Source organism: Bradyrhizobium sp. P2_E8, from assembly GCF_056403875.1.
Genome location: NZ_JBFUES010000129.1, coordinates 1 through 11,636 on the forward strand (window position 1 = coordinate 1; position 11,636 = coordinate 11,636).

General features: G+C 66.7%; 8 protein-coding genes and 1 pseudogene. 3 read left to right on the forward strand and 6 right to left on the reverse strand.

Annotated features, from left to right (window positions below; translation table 11 throughout):
- Positions 1 to 673: NAD(P)/FAD-dependent oxidoreductase (locus AC1D00_RS09950; protein WP_477010549.1), on the reverse strand; the 673-nt coding region annotated here is incomplete at its 3' end.
- Positions 674 to 855: 182 nt separating this feature from the next.
- Here AC1D00_RS09950 and AC1D00_RS09955 point away from each other — a divergent pair.
- Positions 856 to 1,323, forward strand: a complete 468-nt coding sequence (locus tag AC1D00_RS09955) for an acyl-CoA thioesterase (RefSeq protein WP_477010550.1) — start codon at positions 856 to 858, stop codon at positions 1,321 to 1,323.
- 18 nt (positions 1,324 to 1,341) lie between these two features.
- Here the strand turns inward: AC1D00_RS09955 and AC1D00_RS09960 are convergent, their stop codons facing one another.
- Both AC1D00_RS09960 and AC1D00_RS09965 read right to left on the reverse strand, forming a co-directional pair.
- On the reverse strand, positions 1,342 to 1,662 hold the full coding sequence (locus AC1D00_RS09960) for a 2Fe-2S iron-sulfur cluster-binding protein (protein WP_018642875.1): 321 nt from the start codon (positions 1,660 to 1,662) through the stop codon (positions 1,342 to 1,344).
- 170 nt (positions 1,663 to 1,832) lie between these two features.
- Positions 1,833 to 2,207 carry an Hpt domain-containing protein gene (locus AC1D00_RS09965; protein ID WP_477010551.1) on the reverse strand — a complete coding sequence of 125 codons (375 nt, stop codon included), beginning with the start codon at positions 2,205 to 2,207 and terminating at the stop codon, positions 1,833 to 1,835.
- Positions 2,208 to 2,603: 396 nt separating this feature from the next.
- Here AC1D00_RS09965 and AC1D00_RS09970 point away from each other — a divergent pair, with 396 nt between their 5' ends.
- A complete protein-coding gene (locus tag AC1D00_RS09970) occupies positions 2,604 to 8,249 on the forward strand; it encodes an apolipoprotein A-IV repeat region-like domain-containing protein (RefSeq protein WP_477010552.1) in 5,646 nt (1,881 codons plus the stop codon).
- A 222-nt stretch (positions 8,250 to 8,471) separates the two neighbouring features.
- Here the strand turns inward: AC1D00_RS09970 and AC1D00_RS09975 are convergent, their stop codons facing one another.
- The 3 genes from AC1D00_RS09975 to AC1D00_RS09985 are packed head-to-tail and all read right to left on the reverse strand — an operon-like array spanning position 8,472 to position 11,279.
- Entirely contained in the window at positions 8,472 to 9,353 is an 882-nt protein-coding gene (locus AC1D00_RS09975; RefSeq protein WP_404557988.1) for an MlaD family protein, read from the reverse strand.
- Positions 9,354 to 9,372: 19 nt separating this feature from the next.
- Complete coding sequence (locus AC1D00_RS09980) at positions 9,373 to 10,143, reverse strand: ABC transporter ATP-binding protein (RefSeq protein ID WP_477010553.1); 771 nt, start codon at positions 10,141 to 10,143, stop codon at positions 9,373 to 9,375.
- Positions 10,144 to 10,145: 2 nt separating this feature from the next.
- Positions 10,146 to 11,279: an MlaE family ABC transporter permease gene (locus tag AC1D00_RS09985; protein WP_135174634.1), complete on the reverse strand. Its 1,134-nt coding sequence runs from the start codon at positions 11,277 to 11,279 to the stop codon at positions 10,146 to 10,148.
- A 134-nt stretch (positions 11,280 to 11,413) separates the two neighbouring features.
- Here AC1D00_RS09985 and AC1D00_RS09990 point away from each other — a divergent pair.
- Positions 11,414 to 11,636 (forward strand): annotated as a pseudogene (locus tag AC1D00_RS09990) (dipeptide epimerase); the annotation flags it as partial.

An 11,636-nucleotide genomic window follows, 5' to 3' on the forward strand; every position in this document is an offset into this window, starting at 1 on the left:
GCTTGCCCTCAGTGCCGGCCAGCGAAGTGACCTGGCCGAGCCGGAGATCCATCTTGCCACCCGCGACCAGCGCGCGCATCTGCTCGACGCTGTGAGGGGCTGCGCGAAATTCGTCGCGACGGTGCAGGAGCGTGATGCGCTTGGCCACCGGATGCAGATTGAGCGTCCAGTCCAGCGCGGAATCGCCGCCGCCGACGATCAGCACGTTCTGGTCGCGGAACGTCTCCATCTTGCGCACGGCGTAATGCACCGAGGTGCCTTCATAGGCTTCGATGCCCGGCACCGGCGGACGCTTGGGCTGGAACGAGCCGCCGCCGGCCGCGATCACCAGCACCTTGCATTCGAACACCGTGCCGGCATCGGTGGTACAGCGAAATGCGGGATCGCCGATCTTCTCCACCGTCTCGACCATCTCTCCGAGATGGAAGGTCGGATGGAACGGCTTGATCTGCTCCATCAGCGCATCGGTGAGCCCCTGCCCCGAAACATGCGGAATGCCGGGAATGTCGTAGATCGGCTTTTCCGGATAGAGCTCGGCGCACTGGCCGCCGACCTTGTCGAGGATGTCGACGAAATGCGCCTTCATGTCGAGCAGGCCGAGCTCGAAGGCGGCGAACAGGCCGCAGGGGCCGGCGCCAATAATCAGCACATCGGTTTTGATCACGTCGCTCATGTCGTCTCTTTATCGGTCGTTATCGGTTGGACGGCGCCCGTTGGGCCGAGGTGACCCTGCCTGTCTAGCCAACGGGGATGGATCAGGGAAGGCATAAAAGCGGGAGCGCCCCGCAGCCGCGCCCACTTGCCGGGTCAAAATAACTGGGCTGTAACGAGGCTGGATATGACGGAGATCAACCGGTGAACGCACCAAGCCGCCTCGAAACGACGCCGCGCCTGGAGGACTACCCGTACCGCCTCAGCGACAACGTCCGCTTCGGCGATCTCGATCCCAACCAGCACGTCAACAACGCGGTCTATGCCACCTATTTCGAGACCGGCCGTGTCACGCTGATGAAGAGCCCGGACTACGGGCTGACGCCGCCGGGCCTCGCCTGGATCATGGTGCGGCTCGACATCCATTTCCGCGCCGAGCTGCACTGGCCGAACACGATCGAGCTCGGCCTCGGCGTGGTGAAGCTGGGACGGACGTCAGTGACCTTCGAGCAGGTCGTGTTCTCGCAGGGAAAATGCATCGCCTCGGCGACGTCGGTCGGCGTCATGCTCGACGAGGCGACGCGGCGTCCGGCGCCGCTGACCGCGGAGATCGTCGAGAAGCTCAAACCCTGGCACAAGCGCGGCATCGAGGTTGCGCCGCCGAGCACCTGATGGAGCGGGACGGCTGGCTCAGGCCTGACGTTCCGGCGTCGCCACCACGAGACCGTCGAGATCGTCGCTCACCTTGATCTGGCAGGACAGGCGCGAGTTCGGGCGCACGTCGAAACCGAAGTCGAGCATGTCCTCTTCCATCGGCGTCGGGCTGCCGACCTTCTCGCGCCAGGCTTCGTCGACATAGACATGGCAGGTCGCGCAGGCACAYGCGCCGCCGCATTCGGCCTCGATGCCGGGAATGCTGTTGCGGATGGCGGCTTCCATCACGGTTGCGCCGTTCTCGATTTCCACCGTACGGGTTTCGCCCTTGTGGTCGACAAAGTGGATCTTGGCCATGTGTGCTCGTGCTGCCGCGATGTTGGGAATGAAGGAGGGTCCGGGCTGTCCTATAACGGGTCGGTTAGCCCGGCGCCATAGCGTTTTGCTGCGAGCTGGATCCCGGTTTGCGGGCAGAAAACGCGTCAAAACAAAAGACTAGGGACACCGCCGTTTGCGGGGTTGCCGGCCTAGTGTTTCAGGATCGCCTCGATGGCGGCGCGGGCCTCGGCCACGGCCTCCTTCAGCGCGGCGAAGGCGGGGAGCCGGTCGTGGCCGGTCCGGATCGCGGTCTCCAGGTGGGCGGCGGCGTCCGCTACGRCAAAGGCGCCGATTCCGCGGGCCGAGCCCTTGAGCTTGTGCGCGAGCGCGCCGGCCTCGGCCGGCAAATTGGTCATCGCGGCAAGCAGACGAACCGCCTGCTCGGCAAACATCGCCAGCACTTCCTGTTCCAGCTCGGCGTCGCCGAGCGTCATGCGGGAGAGGTGCTCGAGATCGAGCGGGCTGTCGACGGGCGCAAGCGGGGGCGAGGGCATCCATTCCATCCGTTGCAGTTCAGGCGTCATGGCGCAGGCCCCGGCATCGCGACGGTTCCGCCGGTTCGGCGGCGCGGTTCCTCCCACCCAAGCATGGAAATGGTTAACGAAATGTTTGGGTCGTTTGACGCAACTCCGCCCGTTTATTGACAAAAACTTGCCTCAATCGGCCGAGTCCGGTGGAGAATTCCATTTGTTGCTAAGGTGTTAGGGCGCGATCCTGTTAACGATGATTAAGATTGTCTTAATCGCAGGCATTTCATTCGCGACGCTCTGCCAATAGGATGTTGCAGAAATTGGCGGACAAGCCGTCCGGGTGGGGACGGCTCGATGATCCGCGCAAGCGGCATGATCCGGTCTGTGGGCTTGCGTAGCGCGCGGGGCTCGCGGGGGGACGCGTACAAGTAACGAGGGCTCGGACTGAACATGGCGAACACTCCGAAAAAGGTCAAAGACCCGACAGAAGTTGCGCTTTCTGCGATCCAGGAAGCCCTGAACATCAGCGACACCGCTGCGGACACCAGCCGCAACGCCTCGATGCGCAACGAAACGGCGTCGTCGGTGTCCCCCCCGGAGCCCCCGATCTTTGACGAGCCGAGCTTCGAGCCGCGCCCTGCCGCGAACGAGCGGGCCACCGTGTTCGATACGATCGAGGAGCCGCGCTCGACGCGCCGGGCCGCCAATGACGATCGCGAGACCATCGGCCAGCTGCTCCAGGCGCTTCAGAAGGGCCGCCCTGCCCGCAGCGTCTATACCTTCGCCACCATCTTCGCCGGCGTCTGGCTCGCCGCCTGCGCCGCGCTGACCGTCGGCTTCCTGCCCTCGATCCAGGCCGCCATGGGCCAGAGCGGTGGCGTGCTCGTCATCGCCGGCCTGATCGCGATGTTCTTCGCGCCGATCATGCTGTTCTACTTCCTCGCGAGCCTGGTCTGGCGCGGCCAGGAAATGCGCATGATCGCGCAGGCGATGGCGCAGGTCGCGATCCGCTTCTCCGAGCCCGAGGGCTCGGCCTCCGATTCCATGGTCACCGTCGGCCAGGCCATCCGCCGCGAGGTCGCGGCGATGGGCGACGGCATCGAGCGTGCGATTGCGCGCGCCGGCGAGCTCGAGACGCTGGTCGCCAACGAGGTCGCAGCGCTGGAGCGCGCCTATTCCGACAACGAAGTGCGCATCCGCGCCCTGCTCCAGGACATCGCGCATCAGCGCGACAACCTGGTCGGCCAGGCCGAGCAGGTCCGCAGCGCCATCTCCGGCGTGCAGATCGACCTGCGCCACGACATCGCGCTGATCTCGGACGCGATCGCCTCGCGCGTCGACGAGGTCGCCAAGAGCATCACCGGCGCGCTCGAGGAGCGCGGCGCCCACATCACCGGCGCCCTGAGCAATGCCGGCGACAACATGATCCTCGCGCTCGGCGAGCGCGGCGGCGACCTGCTCGACCGCCTCGAGGAAGCCAGCAACGAGACCACGCGCGCCGTGCTCGATGCCAGCGAGCGGCTGACCACCAGCCTCAACTTCAAGACCGGCCACGTCCACGACGAGTTCGTCGACCTCGCCGACCGCGTCCACGAGATGCTGAACGAGCGCATCGACCGCATCACCGGCGAGTTCGAGCAGCGCTCCGCCGCGATTGTCGACGGCATCTCCGAGCGCACCGAGCAGGTGCACGATAGCCTGAAGAATTCGTCGGACTCCCTGCTGCTCGAGCTCGAGCTGCGCTCCAACGACATCTCCGCCAAGATCGACGACGCCGGCCACCGGCTCGCCAGCCAGATCATGACCTCCGGCGACAAGGCGAGCGAGGCGCTCGACGCCACCGTCAACACCCTCGTCGCCAAGGTCGTCAGCCAGACCGAGACCGCGCACGACTCGCTGTCGCTCCAGATGAGCGCGTTCGACGAACTGGTGAAGAACCAGGGCACCGAGCTGGTCGAGAAGTTCGCCCGCGACTCCGGCACGCTGGGCGCGCTGATCACCCGTCACATCTCCGAGTTCGACCGCACCGTGAAGACGTTCGGCGGCGAAGTCGTCGAGCGCATGGGCCAGCGCACGCAGGACATCGCCGAGACGCTGAAGACCTATGTCGACAATTTCGACACCCGCTTCACATCGAACGGCGGCCAGATCACGGCCGTGCTCGACCAGCGCCTGATGCAGTTCGAGACCACGGTCGGCGAACGCGTCACCAACCTCGATGCCTCGCTGAACGGCAAGATCGCCAGCCTCGACAGCACGATCGACGGCCACATCAAGACCTTCGACGCGCAGCTCGGCGGCCGTGTCACCACGCTCGAACAGTCGTTCGACACCCGCGCCAGGTCCGTCACGGAGACCATCGACGGGCGTCTCAACACGCTCGCCGCCTCGCTGACCGACGGTGCCGCGCAGGCGATCCAGTCGATCGACTCCCGCCTCACCCATCTGACGACATCGCTGACCGACGGCGCCTCGCAGACGATCCAGACGATCGATACGCGCCTGACGCACCTCACGACGACGCTCACCGGCGGTGCCTCGCAGGCGCTCGAATCCATCGACTCCCGCCTCACCTACCTGAACAACGCGCTGACGAACGGCGCCTCGCAGGCCGTGCAGTCGATCGACACACGCCTCACGCTCCTGACCTCGACGCTCACCGACGGCACCGCGCAGGCGATCGAGGCGGTCGACCGCCGCATCACCGGCGTCGCCGAGATCATCGACGGCCGCAGCGCGCATCTGACCGACACGGTCACGGCGCGCTTCCAGGACATCCAGCAGGCCATCGAGACCAAGGTCGGCTCGGTCGCCAGCGACATCGACGTGCGCGTGGCTCAGTTCGAGGACCTGCTCGGCTCGCGCGTCGAGGCCGTCGCCGGCCGCATCGAGAGCAGCGGCCGCCAGGCCAGCGAGGACATGATGTCCCGCGCCGAGATGATCTCGACCGCGATCCGCTCGCATGTCGAGGACGCCGAGCGCTCGCTCACCAACCTCGTCGTCAACACCAGCGAGACCATCCAGACCGGGGCGCGCACCGCCCAGCAGTCGCTGTTGACGGTCTCCTCCGACGTCAACGCCCAGCTCAAGATGACCTCCTCCGAGGTCGAGCGCGCGCTGACCGCGGTCGGCACCGGTGCTGCGAACTCGATCCTGACCAGCGCCCGCGAAGCGCAGTCGACGCTGGTTGCCGCCTCGGGCGATGCCTCCAACCAGATCAAGGGGCTCGCGGCCGACGTCGAACGCACGCTGTCGGCGGCCGGTTCCGCGACCGCAGCCTCGATCCTGGCCGGTGCCCGCGAGGTGCAGACCACGCTCGTCACCGCATCTTCGGACGCGGCCAACCACGTCAAGACGCTCACCGCCGACGTGCAGCGCTCGCTGTCGATGGCCGGTGCCACCACGGCGGAATCCATCACCGCCGGCGCCCGCGATGCGCAGAGCACGCTGATCGCGGCCTCGAGCGAGACCGCCAACCAGATCAAGGCACTGTCCTCGGATGTGCAGCGTTCGCTCTCGATGGCGGGCACCGCGACGGCCGAGACCATCACGACCGGCGCCCGCGAGGCGCAGAACACCCTGGTCACGGCGTCCTCGGATGCGGCGAGCCAGGTCAAGTCGCTCGCGGCCGAAGTGCATCGTTCGCTCTCGCAGGTCGGCCAGTCGACCGCCGAGACGATCACGACCAGCGCCCGCGACGCCCAGAGCACCCTGCTCGCGGTCTCGGCCGAACAGACCAGCCAGGTCCGTTCGCTCGCGGCCGAGATGCAGCGCGCGCTGGCGACCGCCGGCGGCGCCACCATCGAGGCGCTCACCAGCGGCGTGCGCGAGGCCCAGGGCACGCTGATCTCCGCTTCGACGGACGCGGCAGGCCAGATCAAGTCGCTGACCACGGACATCGAGCGCACGCTGACCGCGGTCGGCGCCGACACCGCCTCGACCATCCTCAACAGCGCGCGTGAGGCCCAGACCTCGCTGACCTCGACCTCGGCGGATGCCGCGAGCCAGATCCGCACGATCTCGACCGAGATCGAGCGTGCGCTGAGCGCGGCCACCGCGAACGCGACCAACGACATCCAGACCAGCGCGCTCAACGCCCAGAACGCGCTGATCTCCGCCTCCAACGAGGCGAGCTCGCGGGTCAAGTCGAGCTCGGCCGACGTCGAGCGCTCGGTGCTCGCCGCCAGCAGCAGCTTCGGCCAGGCCATGACCGGCAAGACCGACGAGATCGTCACCTATGTGCAGCAACAGGCCGACCGTCTGTCGAACATGATCGACGCCAAGCGCGGCGCCCTGATCGATGCGATCGGCTCCAAGACCAGCCAGCTCACGCTCGACATCGACCGCGTCACCTCGGACGCGCTGAAGTCGATCGAGACCCGCGGCCATGCGTTCTCGCAGACCATGATGGGCAACGGCTCCGAAGTCGCCCGCACCATCAACGCGGCAAGCGAGATCGCCACCGGCGCGGTCGGCAAGTCGCTCAAGGACCTCGAGCAGGCCTCGCGCGCGGCGATCGACCAGTCGCGCCAGGTCTCGATCGCGGCCGTCACCGAGATGCAGGAGACCAGCAAGATCCTGCGCACCGACACGGTCGCTCTGTTCGAGCGTCTGCGCGAAGGCAACATCCTCCTCCAGGAGGTGCTGACCGGTGCGCACGACAACCTCAACTCGCTCGAGCGGGCGCTGGTGACGCGCGTTGCCGACTTCGTCTCGGCGATGAACGACGTCACCTCGCGCAACGGCGCTGCGACGCAGAACCTGGAAGACCAGCTCAACGTCTTCAACACGAAGACCACGCGGGCGCTCCAGGATCTCGGCGAGCTGTCGACCCAGTTCGACGCGCACGGCAAGGCGCTCGTCGAGGCCGCCCAGGTCGTCGAGGTGAGCAACAAGAACACCACCGCCTCGCTCGCCGAACGCAAGCAGGCGCTGGAATCGCTCGTCACCACGATCGACCTGCGCACGGCCGATCTCGACCAGCGCCTGTCGCGCTTCACCGGCCTGCTCGATGAATCGCTGGCCGCGGCCGAGGAGCGTGCCCGCGACATCGCCCGCGTCGTCGCGGAGACCGCCGGTGCAGGCTCTGCCGCAATCACCCGCCAGTTCGAGGCGGTGCGCGCGGCATCCGAGGAAGAGCACCGGCAGACCCTCGACGCCATGCACGACATCTACCGCCAGACCACGGACGAGGCGGATGCGATGTTCAAGCAGTCGACGGAGAAGTTCTCCAACCTCGTCTCCAGCATGAAGCAGATGGCCTTCGAGATGCACAACGAGCTCGAAGCCACCCGCAACGAGCTGCGCCGCGGCGTGCTCGAGATGCCGCAGGAGGCCGCCGAGAGCACTGCGCAGATGCGCAAGGTGATCGTCGACCAGATCGAAGCCCTCGCCGAGCTCAACCGCATCGTGGCCCAGCATGGCCGCGGCCTCGACGTCTCGACGGCGGGCCGCGCCAGCGTGCAGCGCCAGGAAGAGCCGATGCTGGCGGCCGTCGGCGCGCGCAACACCGAGACCCGCATCCGCGACACCGGCAGCGCCTCGACGCTGCCGCCGCCGGATCTCGGCATGCCGGCCACTTCGCGCCGCACCGAAGCCCCGCCGGTTGCACCTGGCGGCAACGACCAGGGCCGCGACGGCTGGCTGTCGGACCTCTTGAACCGTACGGACGCCAACCAGGGCGCTCCGACCGGACGCGAGGCCCCGCGCGGCCGCCCGGCTGCACCGGCTCCGCAGCCGCAAGCTCCGCAAGGTAACGGCAATCCGCTGGAATCGCTGTCGCTCGACATCGGCCGGCTGATGGACCGCAACCTCGCCGCCGAGATGTGGGACCGCTACCAGCGCGGCGAGAACAAGGCCTTCACCAAGCGCCTCTACACGCCCGCCGGCCAGAAGGCCTTCGACGAGGTCGCCCGCAAATATCGCGCCGACCGCAACTTCAAGGGCACGGTCGACCGCTACGTCGCCGAGTTCGAGCGCCTGCTCGACGAAGTCGCCCGCGACGGCCGCGGCCCGCAGGAGCTGCGCAGCCACCTGACCTCGGAGACCGGGCTCGTCTACACCCTGCTCGCCCACGCGGCGGGCCGGCTGGGGTGAGACCAAGCGCAGTGAATAGAAAACGGAGGCCTCACGGCCTCCGTTTTTGTTTGGGGCGTCACTGCGCCAACAGGTCACTGCGTGTTGGGAAATTGCGCTACCTCTACAAACTCGTCATTGCGAGGAGCGAAGCGACGAAGCAATCCAGACTGCTTCCGCGGAGACAGTCTGGATTGCTTCGCTACGCTCGCAATGACGAGGTGAGGTCCGTGTACTAAACGCCTACTGCCGCTTGCGCTCGCTTGCGGGCGCCGGCTTCGGCGGCTCGGCTGGCGGCGGGGCGGCCGCCGGTGCGCTGTTGCTGGCACCGAACAGCACGCGGGTCGGGTTGCGGTCGAAATTGTTCACGGCGCGGCTGATGTCGCCGAGGGTGCGGCGGCCGTCCGAGATCAGCAATCCGGAGCGCTTGTCGAAATCATCGGCGAGTTCGCGGATCGACTTCACCGCCTGGAACAGCTCGCCGCCGTCCTTGCCGCCGGCGAGCGTGTTGAGGCCGAGCATCAGGCTGTCGGCCTTGAGCATCACGCCGTCGACCTTGGCCATGACGCCGTCGATCTTCTCGGAGTTGCGCGCCAGCGAGTTGGTGAAGGTCTCGAGGTTCTTCAGCGAGTTCTTCACCGATTCCTGATTGTCGGCGACGATCTTGTTGATGTTCTGGAGCGTGCCGCGGATCGCCTCGGTGACGTCCTGGAGCTTGTTGGGATCGGCCGTCAGCGACGGGATGCCGTCCTCGTCGAGCGGCGGCGGGGGCGCGGCCTCCTCGCCGCCCTTGAGCGAGATCGCGGCGACGCCGGTCAGGCCCTGGAATTCGAGGCCGACCAGCGTGTCCTTACGGAGCGGGGTGTTGTTCTCGACCATGGCGAGTGCGACAACCCGCCGCGGGTTATCGAGCTTCACCGAGACCACTTCACCCACCCGGATACCGTTGAAATTGACGCTGCCGCCGTTGCGCAGGCCCGCCGCCGGGCCTTCGAACACGACGCGCAGCGGGCTGCGCTGCTTGGTGGTGTGCAGCGACTGGAACCACAGCACGAAGCCGATCGCCGCGGCAATCACTGCCAGCGTGAACGACCCGATCAGTACGTAATTCGCCCGCGTTTCCATCAGGTGCTCCGGCTACCACTCAGCCCATGACCGCGCGGGCGCGCTTGCCATGGAAATATTGCCTCAACCAGGGATGCTGCGAGGCCTGCATGTCGGCGATCGACCCTGCCGCAATGATCTTACCGTTCCCTAAAACGGCGATGCGGTCGCAAGCGGTGTAAAGGCTGTCGAGGTCGTGCGTTACCATGAAAACGGTCAGGCCCAAAGTGCGCTGGAGCGTCCTGACCAGCTCGTCGAAGTCGCCGGCGCCGATCGGGTCGAGGCCGGAGGTCGGCTCGTCGAGGAAAACGAGGTCCGGATCGAGCGAAAGCGCGCGTGCGAGCGCGACGCGCTTGATCATGCCGCCCGAGAGCTCCGACGGGAAGCGCTCGGCGACCTCGGGCTTCAGACCAACCATGGTGAGCTTGGCCATGGTGATCTCGTCCATCAGCCGCTGCGAGACGCGCAAATATTCGCGCATCGGAAACTGGATGTTCTGCCGCACGGTGAGCGAGRAGAACAGCGCGCCCTGCTGAAACAGCACGCCCCAGCGCCGCTCGACGTTGCGTCGCTGCGACGTGTTGGAGGAATCGAGGTCGACGCCGAACACCTCGATGGAGCCTGCCACCTTCGGCACGAGGCCGATGATGGTGCGCGTCAGCACCGACTTGCCCGCGCCCGACGGGCCGACGAAGCCGAGGATCTCGCCGCGCTTGACGTCGAGGTTGAGGCCGTCGAGCACGCGTGTGCTGCCGAACTGCACGGTGATGTCGCGGACGCGGATAATGGGATTTTGGATTTCGCCAGCCATCGTCACATTCCGATCGAGGCGAAGAAGATGGCGAACACGCCGTCCATGACGATGACGAAGAAGATGCCCTTCACCACCGACGCGGTGGTGTGCTGTCCGAGCGATTCCGCGCTGCCCTGCACCGCAAGGCCCTCGACGCAGGCGACGATGCCGATCACGGCGGCCATGACGGGCGCCTTGACGATGCCGACGATGAAATGGTCGATCGAGATGGCATCGCGCAGCCGGAGCAGGAAGGCTTCGGGATCGACGCCGCCATAGAGCCAGGCGACCAGCCCGCCGCCATAGAGCGCGGCCATGGCGCCGAGGAAGGCCAGGATCGGCAGCGCCAGCACCAGGGCCAGCATGCGCGGCAGCACCAGCACCTCGATCGGGTCGAAGCCCATGGTGCGCAGCGCGTCGATCTCCTCGCGCATCTTCATCGAGCCGAGCTCGGCGGTGTAGGCGCTGCCCGAGCGGCCCGCGACCATGATGGCGACCAGGAGCACGCCGATCTCGCGCAGCACCAGCACGCCCAGCATGTCGACGACGAAGATGTCGGCGCCGAACCTGCGGAAATGGAAGATGCCTTGTTGCGCGATGATGCAGCCGATCAGGAAGGTGATCAGCACGATGATCGGCACCGCGCGCCAGCAGACCTGCTCCATGTGGTGCACGGTCGAGGTCAGGCGGAACGAGCGGGGATGGATCAGCACGCGGCCGCCCGCCGCGAGCACCGCGCCGAGCATGTCGATCAGGCCCGCAACCGTGCCGGCGACACCGGCCACGGCCCGGCCGATCTGCTCCAGCATGCCCGTGATGGTGATCGTGCCGGCATCGACCACCGGCGTCGCCCTGACCCGCCGGACCTCGTCGACGAGGCTCGAATAATTGGCGGAGAGGCCCGCGATCTGCGCCTCGACCGCGCCGTGGGTCAGGCTGCGGCGCAGCCGCTCGATCAGCCAGGCGCCGAAGGTGTCGAGCTTGGCGACCTCGGAGACGTCGATGAAGATGTTTTGCGAACCGCCGGCCAGCTTCTCGGCATCCGCCACCATCCGCTCCAGGACCGGCGCGAAGCTCGCGGTCCAGGTTCCGGTGGCGCAGAGTGCCAGCGCGTTGCCCTTCGCAATCCGTTCCAGCTTCGGATCGCTAGTCAAGATGTCCGCTCCCGTGCCGGGGCGGAGGAAATCAGATAGTTGCGCACGCGCCCTTACCCGGAGAAGGTATCCCCAACTGGTTAACGTTAGTTGCTAGAGGTAACTAGCAGGTTCAGATTTCGCCAGAGTTCAAAATGACTTCCAGCAAAGTTCCGGCTCTTCGGGCGCGAATCGAGCGCTTTCCCATCGCCGGCAGTTTCACCATCAGCCGGGGCGCCAAGACCGAGGCCGTGACCGTTGTGGCCGAAGTGAGCCAGAACGGCCTGACCGGCCGGGGCGAATGCGTGCCCTATCCCCGCTATGGCGAGACCCCCGAGGCAACCCTGGCCGCCATTGAGGCCATGCAGGCGGCCGTGG

Coding starts and splice junctions, on each gene's coding strand:
- AC1D00_RS09970 (WP_477010552.1), top strand. CDS start 2,604: ATGGCGAACACTCCGAAAAAGGTCAAAGACCCGACAGAAGTTGCGCTT.
- AC1D00_RS09975 (WP_404557988.1), bottom strand. CDS start 9,353: ATGGAAACGCGGGCGAATTACGTACTGATCGGGTCGTTCACGCTGGCA.